Below are 15634 nucleotides of genomic sequence, written 5' to 3'. Positions count from 1 at the left end.
GGCCGTTCCCTCAGACCGCCGAATCGATCCGCGACTTGATGTCGTCCGGCGACAGGCTCCCCTTGGCCACCACGCGGTCCCCGGAGGACTCGCCGCGCAGCCGGCGTCCGATCCAGGGGACCAGGTACTCGCGGGCCCAGTGGATGTCGTCGCGGCGGACCTCGAAGGTGCCGCGCGGCGGGAGCGGAGGCCAGGGCTGGTCGGGGTCGGCGGGGATCTCGATGCCCAGGACCTGGCCCGCCCTCAGCGCCACGCGCGTGTGGCCCTCGGGCGACAGGTGCAGCCGGTCGTCGTCCCAGGCGCGCCGGTCCTGGACGGTCTTCAGGGACCAGAGGTCCAGCACGGGGCACCGGTACCGGTCGGCGATGGCGCGCACATGCCCGTTGTAGGTGGCGATCTTGCCGCGCAGATGCTTCAGCACGGGCACGCCACGGGTGTCGAAGCCGGTGGTCACCATGACGGCGCCGACGGCGGAGGTGAGGTCGGCGACGGCGCGCTCGAAGCGCTCGGCGACCTCGTCGGGGTCGGATCCGGGCCGGAGGATGTCGTTGCCGCCGGCACAGAGGGAGACCAGGTCCGGAGCGAGTTCCTTCGCCCTCGGGAGCTGGTCCGCGACGATCTGGTCGAGCAGTTTCCCGCGGACGGCGAGGTTGGTGTAGTCGAAGTCGCCCTCCGGGCGCCGGTCCGCGAGGAGTACCGCGAACCGGTCGGCCCAGCCGACGAACGCCCCGTCGGGGCCGGGGTCGCCGACGCCCTCGGTGAAGCTGTCCCCCACCGCCACGTACGACCCGATCACTGATCTCATGTCATTCTTCGAATCGTCTGCCACATCGGGTCATGATTCACCGTGGGATGTGAGCTACGCGACCGTAGGAAAAGGTTGACGAGCGGTGAGATAGGCCACTCGTCAAGTGTTGGTCAACTGCGGAATAAGCCTTGCGTCAGGGACGTTGAGCGAGCCGCCAGACCCGGAACCCCGTGATCCGGAAGTGGCTCCACACGGTACGGAACGCGAAGTGCCCGCTCGTGTACGGCTGCGGGTCGATGTAGTCGAAGACCAGCCGCCCGTTGTTCCACCACTGGACCGCGGAGCCGTCGGAGACGATCCGCACGTGGTGGGGCTCGTTGGCGACGAGCAGTGGTTCCGTGTAGTCGTAGACCAACGGCCGCACTCCGGCCTCGCCGACGTAACGGCGCAGCCGTGTCGTGGTGTTGGTGTTGGCGCCGTAGCCCGCGTAATAGGTCTTGAGGCGGTCGTACTCCGCGAGCGCTCCGCCCCGCTCGGTGGCGAAGATGTCGTCGGGCGACCGTACGTCGACGGCGTTCCAGAAGTTGTTGAGGTCGGACACCCGGTCGTTGGCGCCGCCCGCGGAGACGGGCGTGGCTGTGTACTCGATGACGTACGGGCCCTCGAACCGCTTCCGGAACCAGACCGTGGCACCGCTCGACACGTCGATCTCCAGGACGCCGCCCGCGGCCGTGACGGTGCCGCCGTCCTGCAGCTCGGTGGCCCACTGGCGGAGTCCGTGCCGGAAGTCGTCCGCCGCGATCAGCCGTCCGCGACGGCCGTGGGGCGTGGCGCTCGCCGTCGGCACCGGTGCCAGCGCCGCGAGAGCGGCACCGGCGGCGAGGGCTCCGAAGGCTCTGCGAGTGATCATGACGCTCCTTCGTGGCGGTGTACGGGCGCAGTGTGGCGTGGTGTGGTCTACAGCTGTGGAAAGCGCTTGCTGAAGACCACTGTGTCGTCACTTCCGCCCCACTGTCGATACGACGACCGGCCATGCCACATGACCGCACTGTGCTGACCACGAAGATCACGAAGCACTTCCGAACGACGTCGCCCCACCGCTCACGGCCGACTCGCTCGCACCCCACCACTCACAGCCGCCCGGACACGCCGAAGGCCGGACCCCGGGGATCATGAGGTCCGGCCTTCGGATGCGGTCGGCGGAGCTGCGGACGGGTCAGAGACTGACGCCCTTCGAGCGCAGGTACGCGACCGGGTCGATGTCCGAGCCGTAGTCCGGACCCGTGCGGATCTCGAAGTGCAGGTGCGGACCGGTGACGTTACCGGTCGCGCCGGAGAGGCCGATCTCCTGGCCCTCGCTCACGCTCTGGCCCGCCGAGACGGAGAGCGAGGAGAGGTGGCCGTACTGCGCGTAGTGGCCGTCGTCGAGCTGGATGACGACCTGGTTGCCGTACGCGCCGCCCCAGCCCGCGGTGACGACCGTGCCCGCACCCACGGCCTTGAGGCTGGTGCCGGTCGGGACCACGAAGTCGACGCCGGTGTGGTACCCGCTGGACCACATACTGCCCGCGGTCTTGTAAGCGGTGCCGACGGAGGCGCCCTCGACGGGGAGCATGAAGCCGGAGCCACTGGTCTCCGCGCTCGGCGTGACCGACGTGGAGGTCGGCTCGTTCCCAGGCGTCTCGGTCTGCTTCGACTCGGCCTTCGGCTCAGTTTTCTCCGGCCCGGTCTGCTCCAAGGATGCGGTCTTGTCCGGGGAAGCTGTCTCGTCCGTCGCCTTGCCGCCGCCGCCCGACGTGCTGTCGCCCGACGGGGCCTTTCCGCCGAGCGTGAGCTTCAGGCCCGGATGGATGAGCGACGGGTCGGAGCCGACGGCCTCGCGGTTGTCCGCGTAGATCTTCTTCCAGCCACCGGCGACGTGGTGCTGCTCGGCGATCCTGGATAGGTAGTCTCCGGGCCGCACCGAATAGACCCGCTTCGCGGTCTTCTTGGTGGCGGCCGACTTCTCGCCCTGCTCCGCGGCGGCCTTTTCGCTCTTCTCGGTGACGGCCTTCGGGGAAACCGACGTCGCCTTCTGGGAAACGGAGCCCGCGGTCGCGGCATGGGCTCCAGTGGCGCCGATCAGCGGAAGCGCGAGTGCGGCGCCACCGGTTCCGGCGACGGCTATCGAGCGGGTGAAACGCAGGGACTTCGGGCGACGGTGTTTACCCCTCGCGGGCATGACGAATTCCTCTCCGGCGCCTACGAGGTGAGCTGTCGGGTGCGGGCTGGAGATGCCCGGCCGTACTCGTGCACGGCTTGACCCCAAGCCTGTTCCGGAGACCGGAACAGGCGGTACTGCCTGTGGGTCCCCCGCTCCTGCCATGCACGGGTGAGTTCGCGGTTCCGGGCGGCGGCAGGATTCGGCGTCCGTCCGGATTGAGGGGAACGTAAGCGACTTACAGGCATCTGGACAACCATCGGGAGTTTCCGTGCGTCTCCCTAATGATCCCTTTCAAGAATTCGCCGTCACGCTCCGTCAATTAGCGATCTCCAACCTTCCCTAACGGCCCTGAAAACGCACCAGCATTACATGAGCATGACGGCGACGCAGCGTCACACATATGACGCTGGTCACGCATCTTCGACTCACCGCGCTTTATTCCAGGGCCACTTGGACTCAACGCTGCATTTCGGACATAGCTCTCAGATGCGGCGCAGCCGGATAACCTTCGCATCGAAGTCACCGCGCAGCCCCGTGGACAGCCCGTGATGCAGCAGCACCGCACCTCGGTGAACTTCGCCCGATTCGCGGCATTCATACGCTTGTGTCGGGTCGAGGCCCCGCAGCCGGAGCGGGACCGGGGGCTCACCGTGATGCTGAGCCTGAAGCCAGGCGAGGACGACCACCTCGTCACCGAGGGCGTACTGCACCGCGCTCAGCCCGCCGACCGGCGGCCGCAGCCGGTAGAGGTCGCCGCGCTGCACGACGGGACGGATCTCCTTGTAGAGCTCGACCCACTCGCGCGCCTCGACGAGCTCCCCTTCGCTCCACTTCGTAAGGTCGCCGCCGACGCCGAGCACACCCGCCATGGCGCTCACGAACCGGAAGCCCATGGAGCTGACCCGCCCATTGAGCTGGGTGTTCGGGCTGTCCGTGACCCAGGCGGCCATCACCCGCGCCGGGTGGATCTGGCTGAAGCCGTGCTGGATGGCGAGCCGGTCCAGCGGGTCGGTGTTGTCGGAGGTCCACACCTGGTCCGTCCGCGCCATGACTCCGAGGTCGATCCGTCCGCCACCGCCCGAGCAGGACTCGAAGGCGACGCCCGGGTGCGCGGCCCGCAGCCGGTCGAGCAGGTTGTAGAAGGCGTGCACGTGCTCGACCCACAGCTTCTGCGGGTAGGGCTCACCGGGCCAGCCGGCGTCGGTGAAGCAGCGGTTGAAGTCCCACTTCACATAGTCGATGGGCGCGCTGGAGAGCAGGTCGTCCAGTTTCTCCCAGAGGTACTCCTGGACATCCTCGCGAGCGAGGTTCAGTACGAGCTGATTGCGGAACTCCGTCCGCTTTCGGCCCGGCTGGAACTGCACCCATTCCGGGTGTGCCCGGTACAGATCACTGTCCGCGTTGACCATCTCGGGCTCGACCCAGATGCCGAACTGCATGCCGAGCGCGCGCACGTCCTCGGCGAGCGGCTTCAGCCCGGCCGGGAAGCGGTCTGGGTTGGGCGTCCAGTCGCCGAGCCCCGCCCGGTCGCTGGTCCGCTTCCCGAACCAGCCGTCGTCGACCACGAACAGCTCGACCCCCATGCCCGCAGCCCGCCGCGCCAGCTCGCGCTGCTGGTCCTCGGTGATGTCGAACTCCGTCGCCTCCCAGGAGTTGTAGAGCACCGGCCGGTCCTGCTCCGCACCCGGGATGACGTACGCGCGCTGGTAAGCGTGCCAGGCCCGGCTCGCCCCACCGAAGCCGCCGTCGCTCCACAGCCCCGCGAAGACGGGGGTCGTGTACGACTCGCCCGCCTCCAGGCGCATCAGGCCCGAGTCGTCGTAGCCGATGCCGCCGGTGATCTGCACGCGCGCGTCGGGGAGTTGGGCCACGCAGATGCGCCAGGTGCCCGACCAGGCGAGCGCGCATCCGTAGACCTCGCCGCGCTCCTCGGTCGTCCCCTCGGCGTCGAGCGCGACCCACGGCAGGTGCTGGTGCCCGGTGTGGCCGCGCCGGCTGCCGATGACGTGCTCACCGTAGGTGAGGTCCGTGCTGACGAGCCGGGACTCGGCGGCCCACCGTCCGTGCACCTGGGACAGCCGCCACCCCTCGCGCAACGGCAGCGTCCAGGTCGCTGAGTCGGCGCGCAGCACCTCCAGGGCGGGGCCTTCGTTGGTGAGGGTCACCCAGCGCTCGACGACATCGTGGCGCATCCGGTAGTGCAGCGTGATGCCGAGCCCGTTGTCGGTGAAGCGCAGCCGCAGCTCGTCGTCCTCGATCTCGTACACGTGGAAGGTCCACTCGGTGCCGCGGACCTCGTCGGTGCGGACGGACAGGGCGGGCCGTACGAAGCGGGGCCCGCCCTCGACCGGATACTCCTCAAGTCCGTCGAGCTGGGACTCGAAGCCCCGGTACGGGGGCAGCGGCCGGGCCGCGAGGTCCTCGGCGTCGGCGAGCCCGATCCTCGGACCCCAGTGGAGGTGCAGGAGGGTGTCGTCCTCGGTGAGCGACAGCGCGTAGCTGCTCGTGGGTCCTGAGAGCAGCCACGTACGACCGTCTCCGCCGATCTCCAGCATCAAGCCTCCAACATATTCGAACAGGTGCGATCAGGCCCCGACATCATCAAGTCCGCCGGGGCTCATGGCAAACGCCCGTGGACACCTGTGGACAACTCCGTGGCCCACGAAGCCATGTCGTATCGTCGAGGGCGCAACGTCGGTGTGCGGAACCGGGCATCGCCGACGGCCGGATGGGAGGAGCCCCCGTGACGCAGCAGGTCCCGTCGACCGAGCCGGAGCTGACCGGAGTACGGAATTTCCGTGACGTGGGGGGCCTGCCCACCGTGGACGGCCGGCGTGTGACCCACGGGCGGCTGTTCCGCAGCGGCCACCTCGCGCACGCGACCGACGAGGACGCAGCGTTTCTGTCCTCCCTGGAGCTGCACACGATCTTCGACTTCCGCAACGCGGCCGACCAGAAGCTGGAGGGCCCGGACATCGACCTGCCGGGCGTGCGGAACGTCAACCTGCCGCTGACGGACCCGGCGGACGGCGCCGAGTTCTGGACGATGGTCCGCGACGGCGACCTGGACCAGCTGCGTGACCTGCTCGCGGACGGCAAGGCGGAAGGCCGCATGATCGGCTCGTACCGCACGATCATCCGGCACCGCACGGCCGAGCACTCCCAGGTGCTGCACGCGCTGGCCGAGGACAGCGTGCCCGCCCTGATGCACTGCGCGGCCGGCAAGGACCGCGCGGGTCTGTCGATAGCGGTGACACTCCTCGCGCTCGGCGTGGAGCGCGACGCCATCGTGGCGGACTACCTGGAGTCGGCCGCCACCCACCGCCGTTACAAGGTGCACCGCAGCGAGAAGTCGGCCAGTGCCTACTCCCCCGAGGTCATGGAGCTGCTCAACCCGCTGTTCGACGCGCGGGCCGAGTACCTTCAGGCGGCGTTCGAGACGATCGAGCAGGCCTGGGGCGGCGTGGACACGTATCTGGAGCAGGGCCTGAAGGTCACGCCGCGGATCCGGGAGCGGCTGCGCGAGCGGCTGCTGGACTGAGCCGGGGGCCGTGCCGCCCGTTCACGCCGCTCACTGCTTCGCGCCCACCTCGAAGAGCAGATAGATGAAGGCCGCGAAGATGTGGCCTACGGCGATGTAGATGATCAGGCGCACCCACAGGGCACGGGGGAACTTCTCTTCCAGGTCGCTCACGGGGCTTCTCCGGTGGTCGTCGGCCCGAGGCACAGCGTGGCGGTCGGGCTCTGCAGCAGGGTGTGGACGAAGAGCAGGTCGGCGCCGTCGTGGTCGGCGGCCGCGAGTCGGTGCGGGGTCAGCGAGTCGAAATGGGCGCTGTCACCGGGCGCGAGCAGGTGCGTGGCGTCCCCGAGGCGCAGCCGCAGCCGGCCCTTCAGCACGTACAGCCACTCCTCACCGGGGTGGACACGCACGATGTCGCCCTGCGAGCCGTACGGGACGTGCACGCGCAGGGCCTGCATACCGCGCCCGGCGGCGCCCGCCTGCCAGTACGTCCAGCCGCCCGCCCGCGTCGGCTCCATGTCGGCGGCGCGGACGACCGCGTCCCGTTCGGCGACCGTCTCGCCGAGCAGTTCCGACACCGTCGTACCGTAGACGCGGGCCAGCGCGAGCAGCATCGGCAGCGAGGGCTGGCGGCGGCCGGTCTCCAGCCGGGAGAGATGCGCGGGCGACAGCCCGGCGGCCCGCGCCGCGGCCTCCAGGGTGAGGGAGGCACGGCGGCGCAGGATGCGCAGTTGCGGAGCGACGGCCGGAAGGTCGGCGGCGGGTTCGGCCCCGGCGGACGGCTCCGGCTCGGTGAGGCTCATGCCTCCATTCAGCCCGAGGATTGCCTGTGAGGCAAATCTGTTGCCCCACAGGCAAAAAACGCGCGGGCGGAGGCTCAGCGGTTGGCCACCGCCTGCTTCACGAGTGTCTTCCCGAAGTCCCACAGCAGCCCGCTGCCGCTGTGCGCGTCATCCATCACGTCGGTGAAGGCGTCGACGAAGCGGTCGACGTCCCGCTCCCCGACGACCAGTGGCGGGATCAGCTTGATGACCTCCACATGGTCGCCGGAGACCTGGGTCAGGATGCGGTGCCGCTGGAGCAGCGGTGCGACGACCATCTGCGCGAACAGGCCCTTGCGTGCGGCCTGCAGCATGGCCCACCGGCTGCGCAACCCCAGTGACTTCGGCTTCCCGAACTCGATACCGATCATCAGTCCCCGGCCGCGTACGTCGCTGAGCAGCTCGTACTTGTCGACCAGCGCCGCGAGCCGGGACTTCAGCAGCTCACCGGTCGCGCGAGCGCGCACGACGATCTGCTCGTCGTCCATGACCGACAGCACGGCGAGGCCCGCCGCCATGGCCTGGGCGTTGGAGCCGAAGCTCGCCGAGTGGACGAGGACGCGGTCGATCGACGAGTAGACCTTCTTGAAGATCCAGTCCTTGCCGAGGGTCGCCCCGACGGGCACGTAGCCTCCGGAGAGCGCCTTCGCCACACACACCAGGTCCGGCTCCACCCCGTCCTCGTGCTGGTAGGCGTAGAAGTCGCCGGTCCGCCCGAGACCGGTCTGCACCTCGTCGGCGATGAGCAGCGCCCTGTGCTGGTGCAGCAGTTCCTGGGCGGCGCGAAGGTAACCGGGCGGGGCCTCGTGCACACCCTTGCCCTGGATCGGTTCGACGATGAGGGCGGCGACGTCGCCCTTCTTCACCTCCCGTGCCAGGGCGTCGAGATCGCCGAGCGGGACCGCCGTGTCGGGCAGCAGCGGCGCGAACCCGTCCCGGAAGCCCGACTCGCCGTTCACGGACAGCGCTCCGGTCGTCAGCCCGTGGAAGGCATGCGCGCAGTACAGGACACGCGGCCTGCCGGTCACGTACCGGGCGAACTTCAGCGCGGTCTCCACGGCCTCCGTGCCGCTGTTGCCGAAGAACACCCGGTCCAGGTGCGGGCTGTGGGTGAGGAGCTTCTCGGCGAGGAGCCCGGGCAGCGGCTGGCAGTCGAAGCGGGTGAGGTCGGCGAGGGAGGCGTCGAGGACGTCGTGCAGCGCCTTGCGGACGACGGGGTGGTGGCGGCCGAGGCCCATCACCCCGAACCCGGCGAGCATGTCCAGGTAGTCGTTACCGTCCGCGTCCCAGAAGTGCGCGCCCTCGGCCCGCTCGTAGACCTTGTCGAAGCCGATGGTGTGCAGCATGCGCGGGAGCTGGTGGTTGAGGTGCCGGGCGTGGAGCTCGTAGCGCTCGGCCCCGCGCTCGGCCAGGAGTCTGCCGAGGTCGAACTCCTTGGCCCCGGCTGCGGGTTCCGCGGTGGTCATTCCTGGTTCTCCTTGGCGAGTTCGTCCCTGGCCGCCAGGCAGGCGCTGATCCGTCCGGCGATCTCGACCGGCGTGAGGCCGATGTCGGCCAGCACCTCGCCCCGCTTGGCGTGCGCGAGGAACTGCTCCGGGATGCCGAACCGCCGTACGGGCACATCCACTTCGGCGTCCCCGAGGGCCAGCGCGACGGCCGCGCCGACGCCGGACGCCCGGCTGTTGTCCTCCACGACGGCCACCACCTGATGCTCGGCCGCGAGTGAGGGCAGCGCGGGGTCGACCGGCTTGACCCAGCGCGGGTCCACGACGGTGCAGCCGACACCGCGGGCCCCCAGCAGTTCGGCGGCCTGGAGGCAGACCGGGGCCATGACGCCGACGGCCACCAGCAGCACCTCCGGGCGGCCCGTGGAGCGTTGCAGTACGTCCATGCCGCCCACGTGGTCCACCGCCGGGATGTCGGGCCCGACCGACTCCTTGGGGAAGCGGAGAAGCGTCGGCGCGTCGTCGACGGCAACCGCCTCGCGCAGTTGCGCGCGCAGTTGGCCGGCGTCGCGGGGCGCGGCGATCCTGAGGCCGGGCACGACCTGGAGGATCGACATGTCCCACATGCCGTTGTGCGACGGCCCGTCGACGCCGGTGACCCCGGCCCGGTCCAGTACGAACGTCACCCCGCAGCGGTGCAGCGCGACATCCATCAGGAGCTGGTCGAAGGCACGGTTGAGGAAGGTGGCGTAGACGGCGACGACCGGATGCAGGCCACCCGTCGCGAGTCCGGCCGCCGACACCGCGGCGTGCTGCTCGGCTATCCCGACGTCCCACACACGGTCCGGGAACCGCTCCGCGAACGCGCCCAGGCCCACCGGGTGCAGCATGGCCGCCGTGATCGCCACGACGTCGTCGCGTTCCTCGCCGATCCGGACGATCTCGTCGCCGAACACCGAGGTCCAGGAGGGGCCGCCCGCGGGGGCGAGGGGCTCGCAGGTGAGCGGGTCCATCACGCCGACGGTGTGGAAGTGGTCCTCCTCGTGGGAGAGCGCGGGCTCGTACCCGCGTCCCTTCTCGGTCAGGCAGTGGACGAGCACGGGCCCGTGGAAGCGTTTCGCACGCCTGAGCGCGGACTCCACGGCCCCCACGTCGTGTCCGTCGATCGGCCCGACGTACTTCAGCCCCAGGTCCTCGAACATGCCCTGCGGCGCGAAGGCGTCCTTGAAGCCCTTCTTCGCGCCGTGCAGCGACTCGTACAGGGTCGTACCGATGACCGGGGTCCGGAGCAGGACGTCCTTGCCCCAGGCCAGGACCTGCTCGTAGCTGTCGGTCGTGCGCAGGGTCGCGAGGTGGTTCGCGAGGCCGCCGATGGTCGGGGCGTACGACCGTTCGTTGTCGTTGACGACGATGATCAGTGGCCGGTCCTTTGCGGCCGCGATGTTGTTGAGCGCCTCCCATGCCATGCCGCCGGTGAGGGCGCCGTCACCGATGACCGCGACGACGTGCCCCTTCTCCTGTCGCACCTGCCGGGCCTTGGCGAGCCCGTCCGCCCAGCCGAGGGCGGTGGAGGCGTGGCTGTTCTCGATGACGTCGTGCTCGGACTCCTCGCGGGACGGGTAGCCGGACAGGCCGCCCTTGCTGCGCAGCTTGGAGAAGTCCTGACGGCCGGTCAGCAGTTTGTGCACATAACTCTGGTGACCGGTGTCCCACAGGATGCTGTCGACGGGCGACTCGAAGACCCGGTGGAGTGCGATGGAGAGTTCCACCACCCCCAGGTTGGGCCCCAGGTGTCCGCCGGTCCTGGCAACCGCTTGAACCAGGAACTCCCGTATTTCTCCCGCCAGTTCACCGAGTTCCGCCTTGGACAGCGCCTTCAGTTCCCGTGGTCCCCGGATGCTCTCCAGAATCGTCACGCTCGGGCCCCCTCTCGGTCAGTGCTGTTCAACTCACGGTGACGGCCGGCTCCCCCGCCGCGACACCGTCCTGCTGCATCTGCTCCGCGATCTTCATCGCCTCGTCGATGAGGGTCTCCACGATCTTCGACTCGGGTACGGTCCTGATGACCTCGCCCCTTACGAAGATCTGGCCCTTGCCGTTGCCGGAGGCGACCCCCAGATCTGCCTCCCTGGCCTCTCCAGGACCGTTGACGACACACCCCATGACGGCGACGCGCAGGGGCACCTCCATCCCCTCCAGACCGGCCGTGACCTCCTCGGCCAACCGGTACACGTCGACCTGTGCCCGCCCGCACGACGGACACGACACGATCTCCAGCCGCCGCTGCCGCAGCCCCAGCGCCTGAAGGATCTGGATGCCCACCTTGACCTCCTCGACAGGCGGGGCACTCAAGGACACCCGGATCGTGTCGCCGATGCCCTCGGCGAGCAGCGCCCCGAAGGCCACGGCGGACTTGATGGTGCCCTGGAACGCCGGACCGGCCTCGGTTACCCCCAGGTGCAGCGGATAGTCGCACTGGGCGGCCAGCTGCCGGTAGGCGTTGACCATCACCACCGGGTCGTTGTGCTTGACCGAGATCTTGATGTCCCGGAAGTCGTGCTCCTCGAAGAGCGACGCCTCCCAGAGAGCCGACTCGACCAGGGCCTCCGGGGTCGCCTTGCCGTACTTCTGCAGCAGCCGCCGGTCCAGCGAGCCCGCGTTGACACCGATACGGATCGGCGTGCCGTGCTCCTTCGCGGCCCGCGCGATCTCCTTGACCTTGTCGTCGAACTGCTTGATGTTGCCCGGGTTGACCCGGACCGCCGCACAGCCCGCCTCGATCGCCGCGAACACGTACTTCGGCTGGAAGTGGATGTCCGCGATCACCGGGATCTGCGACTTCCGCGCGATCGTGGCGAGCGCGTCCGCGTCGTCCTGAGTCGGGCAGGCCACCCGCACGATCTGGCAGCCGGACGCGGTGAGCTCCGCGATCTGCTGCAGCGTGGCGCCGATGTCCGACGTACGCGTCGTCGTCATCGACTGCACCGACACCGGGGCTCCGCCCCCCACGGCCACCGGCCCGACCTGGATCTGCCGCGAGACGCGGCGCTGAGCCATCGGCCGGACGGGTACGTCGGGAACGCCGAGGGATACGGCGGTCATGGCATCACCCGTGGTTTCCGGTGACGGTCTCGCGCATGGCGCGCAGCGACTCCTTCAGGGATCCCATGGTGGCGAGGACGGCGGTCGGCTCGTAGCCGCAGTGGGCCATGCAGTTGGAGCAGCGGGGGTCCTTGCCGCGGCCGTACTTGTCCCAGTCCGTCTCCTCGATGAGCTCCCGGTACGTCGGCACGTACCCGTCGCTCATCAGATAGCAGGGCCGCTGCCAGCCGAACAGCGAGTAGTTGGGGATCGCCCACGCGGTGCACGGGAAGTCGACCTTGCCCTCGAGGAAGTCCAGGAACAGCGGCGAGTGGTTGAGCCGCCAGCGGCTCCGGTTGCCGCCCGCGAAGGCCTTCCTGAACAGGTCGCGGGTCTGCTCCACGCCCAGGAAGTGTTCCTGGTCGGGCGCCTTCTCGTAGGCGTAGGCGGGCGAGATCATCATCTCGTCGACCTTGAGGTCGTCGTTGAGGTAGTTGAGCACCTCGATGATGGTCTGCGGGGTGTCGGTGTTGAAGAAGGTCGAGTTGGTGGTGACCCGGAAGCCCCGCTTCTTGGCCTCCTTGATGGCCTCCACGGCCTCGTCGAACACCCCCTCCTTCGCCACGGACTCGTCGTGCCGCTCGCGCAGTCCGTCGATGTGCACGGCGAACGCGAAGTACGGCGAGGGCTTGAAGTTGTCCATCTTCTTGCGCATCAGCATGGCGTTGGTGCACAGGAAGACGTATTTCCGCCGGGCGACCAGCTGCCGTACGATCTCGTCGATCTGAGGGTGCATCAGGGGTTCGCCCCCGGCGATGGACACCATCGGCGCCCCCGACTCCAGGACGGCGCCCACGGCCTGCGCCACCGGCATGCGCTGCTTGAGTACTCCGGCCGGGTGCTGGATCTTGCCACAGCCCTCGCACTTCAGGTTGCAGGCGAAGAGCGGTTCCAGTTCGACGATGAGCGGAAACTTGTCCCGTCGGCGAAGCTTCTGTTCAAAGAGATACGTCGCCACCTTGATGGACTGGCGGAGCGGCATGGCCATCTGGCTCACCTCCTGGGAAGCAACAAAGAACGGTGCCATTCGAAGAAAGCGGGAACGACGGCACGAAGAACACGGAAAGCCGATATTCCACCGCGCACCGTGCCGATCCGGACGAGTTCATGTTCTGGAGCGTCCACGACCACCCGGACGGCCGCAACCGGGCGCGCTCCCCGGCGCACGGCGCTCTGGAGCGTGGCCGCGGACTCCATGTCGACCGCGATTGCGCCGGTCGCGAGCAGTTCCGATCTTTCGTGCCCGCGTACGACGTGGTCCGAGCCGGTGAGCGTGCCGGTGTGCACGGTGCGCCCGGGCACGGCGCGCACCAGCTCCTTGACCAGCAGATCGGTGCCCTCGCACAGCGTCGTGGCACCGGCCGGGCCCCGGGTCTCCTCGGCGACGACGAGGTCGCCGGGGTGCATGCCCGGCGCGAGCCCGGCGCAGAAGCCGGTGGCCATGACGGCGGCCCCGCGCAGCGCCGGCTCGCCGAGCGCCCGGGTGACCGAGCGCACGGCGGCTCTGGGCCCCATGCCGGTCCGCAATACGGTGACCGGGCCCTGGGCGCCCCGGGGGACGCCTCCTCGCAGGGCGAGCCGTTCGATGCCTAGCGCGCAGGCGATCAGCAGCGGGGCCGGGGCGGGAGAGTCGCTCACTTCAGCTCCCCTTGACGGGCGCGGCCGTCGTGTCGGTCGAATCACTCCTGTCCGTGAAGGGCTCCCCGTGGACGTACCTGCCGAGCGCGGTCAGCGGGAAGACCTGCCGGTAGAGGTGGTAGTTGATCGAGAAGTCCCACGGGAAGCCGGTCCCGGTGAAGTACGGCTCGTCCCAGGAGCCGTCCTCGCGCTGGGTGCCCGCGAGCCACTCGATGCCGCGCTCGACGGTCTTCGACTCCCGCTCCCCCGCCCCCAGCAGCGCGAGCAGGGCCCACGCGGTCTGGGAGGCCGTGGAGGCGCCCTTGCCGCTCCACCCGGCGACATCGTGGTAGGAGCGCAGGTCCTCGCCCCAGCCGCCGTCGTCGTTCTGCACGGCCTCCAGCCAGGCGACGGCCCGGCGGATCGCGGGGTGCGAGGCGGGCAGCCCTGCGGCCACCAGTGCCGGGACCACCGACCCCGTGCCGTAGACGTAGTTGACGCCCCAGCGCCCGAACCACGAGCCGTTCGGCTCCTGTTCGGCGAGCAGCCACTCGATGCCGCGGCGGGTGCGTTCGTCGTGGGCGAGTCCTTCGACGGCCAGCATCTCCACGACATGCGCGGTGACGTCGGCGGACGGCGGGTCGATGACCTCACCGAAGTCGCAGAAGGGCAGCTTGTTGGGGAACGGACTGGTGTTGTCGACATCGAAGGCGCCCCACGCGCCGTTCCTCGACTGCATGCCGAGGTTCCAGCGGACCCCACGCGCGATCGCCTTGTTGACGCGCTCGGGGTCGGGGTGCTTGACGCGGCGCAGCGCGAGGGCGACCTCGGCGGTGTCGTCGATGTCGGGGTAGTTGTCGTTGTGGAACTCGAACGCCCAGCCGCCCGGCGGGAGTCCTGGTCGCCGTACGGCCCAGTCTCCTGGCCGGACGATCTCCTCGCCGAGCATCCAGTCCGCGGCCTTCACCAACTGCGGGTGGTCGGCGGGCAGTCCGGCGTCGACGAGGGCGGTAGTCGCGAGGCAGGTGTCCCACACCGGCGACTGGCAGGCCTCGATCATCCGAGCCCCGTCCTCGCGCCACACGGCGAACCGGTCGAGGGACTCCAACCCGGCGCGCATGACCGGGTGTTGGAGGTCATAGCCGAGCAGGTGCAGCGCGATGACCGAGTACACCGCCGGAGGCTGGATGCCGCCCCAGCAGCCGTCGTTCTCCTGCCGCTCGATGATCCAGCGGGCCGCGCTGTTCATGGCCGCCCTGCGCAGGGGCTTCAGGGCCACCTTGTGGTAGCCGTGCAGGACCTTGTCGAGCCGCTGGAAGACGCCGTCCCAGCTCGCCGCGGGAGCGAGGGGCACGGACGGGTTCGGATCGCGGGGGTCGGTGTGCAGCTCGTCGAGCGGGAAGGGCGCGGGCCGCACCGGCCGCTTCGCCGAGACGATGGTCAGGGGGACGATGGTCTGCCGTGCCCAGCACCCGAAGTCGTAGATGTTCAGCGGCATCCACTTCGGGAAGTAGATGAGCTCCGGCGGGAGTTCGGGCAGGTCCTCCCACTTCCACCAGCCGAACAGGGCGAGCCAGATCCGGGTGAAGACGCGGGAGGCGGCGATACCGCCCCGGGCGCGGATCCACTCCGACGCCTTCGCCATATGCGGGGCGTCCGGGGCGTCTCCGGACAGGCGCAGGGCGACATACGCCTCGATGGTGGTGGAGAGTTCCCCGGGTCCGCCGTAGAAGGTCGCCCAGGTGCCGTCCTCGCGTTGCTCGCCGCGGATGAAGAGGGCGGCGGCCTTCGTGGTCCTGTCGTCGCGGATGCCCAGGAACTGACGGAGGAGAAGGTCCTCGGCGTCCATAGTGACGTTGGTCTCCAGGTCGCCCTTCCACCAGCCCTGGGCGTCCTGGCGCGAGAGCAGGAAGTCGGTGGCGCGCGCTGTCGCGCGCACGGCGGCATCCGGGACCCCCGCCACCCCGAGGGTGTCGATGTCGGTTTCGGTTTCGCTGGCCGAGGCAGCTCGGGGTGGTGGTGCCCCGGTGCTTCCGTCGGTCGTCGCTGTCATGGCTTCCCCTTCGTGCAGTGGCATGTCTCTGCTGTGGGTCCGCCGTCGGCCGGTGCTCACCGTGCCCGAGGCACCGGCCGGCGACT

At 69.5% G+C, this 15634-nt stretch carries 13 protein-coding genes and 1 riboswitch; of the genes, 1 reads left to right on the top strand and 12 read right to left on the bottom strand.

Annotated features, from left to right (window positions below; all coding sequences use genetic code 11):
* Positions 1-10: 10 nt before the first annotated feature.
* From E0500_RS24415 to E0500_RS24400, 4 genes are all read right to left on the bottom strand, one after another.
* Positions 11-796 (bottom strand): SGNH/GDSL hydrolase family protein, encoded by a 786-nt coding sequence (locus E0500_RS24415; protein WP_131564794.1) that lies wholly within the window; start codon positions 794-796, stop codon positions 11-13.
* 145 nt (positions 797-941) lie between these two features.
* Positions 942-1658, bottom strand: a complete 717-nt coding sequence (locus tag E0500_RS24410; RefSeq protein ID WP_131564774.1) for a DUF6250 domain-containing protein — start codon at positions 1656-1658, stop codon at positions 942-944.
* A gap of 306 nt (positions 1659-1964) precedes the next feature.
* A complete protein-coding gene (locus E0500_RS24405; protein WP_131564776.1) occupies positions 1965-2969 on the bottom strand; it encodes a M23 family metallopeptidase in 1005 nt (334 codons plus the stop codon).
* Positions 2970-2973: 4 nt separating this feature from the next.
* Positions 2974-3166, bottom strand: a riboswitch (cyclic di-AMP (ydaO/yuaA leader).
* A gap of 267 nt (positions 3167-3433) precedes the next feature.
* Positions 3434-5506 carry an alpha-galactosidase gene (locus E0500_RS24400; RefSeq protein WP_131564778.1) on the bottom strand — a complete coding sequence of 691 codons (2073 nt, stop codon included), beginning with the start codon at positions 5504-5506 and terminating at the stop codon, positions 3434-3436.
* A 188-nt stretch (positions 5507-5694) separates the two neighbouring features.
* Between E0500_RS24400 and E0500_RS24395 the strand changes: the two genes are divergently transcribed.
* A complete protein-coding gene (locus E0500_RS24395) occupies positions 5695-6492 on the top strand; it encodes a tyrosine-protein phosphatase (protein WP_131564780.1) in 798 nt (265 codons plus the stop codon).
* 30 nt (positions 6493-6522) lie between these two features.
* Here E0500_RS24395 and E0500_RS24390 read toward each other — a convergent pair whose 3' ends face one another.
* The 8 genes from E0500_RS24390 to shc form a co-directional block, all read right to left on the bottom strand.
* Positions 6523-6645, bottom strand: a complete 123-nt coding sequence (locus tag E0500_RS24390; RefSeq protein ID WP_131564781.1) for a DUF6126 family protein — start codon at positions 6643-6645, stop codon at positions 6523-6525.
* Positions 6642-7274 (bottom strand): helix-turn-helix domain-containing protein, encoded by a 633-nt coding sequence (locus E0500_RS24385; RefSeq protein ID WP_131564783.1) that lies wholly within the window; start codon positions 7272-7274, stop codon positions 6642-6644. The genes E0500_RS24390 and E0500_RS24385 overlap by 4 nt, the downstream gene beginning before the upstream one ends.
* Before the next feature lie 74 nt (positions 7275-7348).
* Positions 7349-8758 (bottom strand): aspartate aminotransferase family protein, encoded by a 1410-nt coding sequence (locus E0500_RS24380; RefSeq protein WP_131564785.1) that lies wholly within the window; start codon positions 8756-8758, stop codon positions 7349-7351.
* Positions 8755-10653, bottom strand: a complete 1899-nt coding sequence (gene dxs, locus E0500_RS24375; protein ID WP_131564787.1) for a 1-deoxy-D-xylulose-5-phosphate synthase — start codon at positions 10651-10653, stop codon at positions 8755-8757. The genes E0500_RS24380 and dxs overlap by 4 nt, the downstream gene beginning before the upstream one ends.
* Positions 10654-10681: 28 nt before the next feature.
* The gene (ispG, locus tag E0500_RS24370) at positions 10682-11839 is read right to left on the bottom strand and encodes a flavodoxin-dependent (E)-4-hydroxy-3-methylbut-2-enyl-diphosphate synthase (RefSeq protein ID WP_181587116.1); all 1158 of its coding nucleotides are present in this window, start codon (positions 11837-11839) and stop codon (positions 10682-10684) included.
* 4 nt (positions 11840-11843) lie between these two features.
* Positions 11844-12866 carry an adenosyl-hopene transferase HpnH gene (hpnH, locus tag E0500_RS24365; RefSeq protein WP_131566704.1) on the bottom strand — a complete coding sequence of 341 codons (1023 nt, stop codon included), beginning with the start codon at positions 12864-12866 and terminating at the stop codon, positions 11844-11846.
* Between the two features lie 5 nt (positions 12867-12871).
* Positions 12872-13516, bottom strand: a complete 645-nt coding sequence (locus tag E0500_RS24360; RefSeq protein WP_131566701.1) for a 1-hydroxy-2-methyl-2-butenyl 4-diphosphate reductase — start codon at positions 13514-13516, stop codon at positions 12872-12874.
* Position 13517: 1 nt separating this feature from the next.
* On the bottom strand, positions 13518-15548 hold the full coding sequence (gene shc / locus E0500_RS24355; protein WP_131566698.1) for a squalene--hopene cyclase: 2031 nt from the start codon (positions 15546-15548) through the stop codon (positions 13518-13520).
* Between the last annotated feature and the right edge of the window lie 86 nt (positions 15549-15634).

Origin of the sequence: Streptomyces sp. KM273126, from assembly GCF_004337435.2 — a bacterium.
Lineage (GTDB): Bacteria > Actinomycetota > Actinomycetes > Streptomycetales > Streptomycetaceae > Streptomyces > Streptomyces acidicola.
Note: the sequence above shows the minus strand (reverse complement) of the source record. Positions and strands in the feature narration are given on the sequence as shown.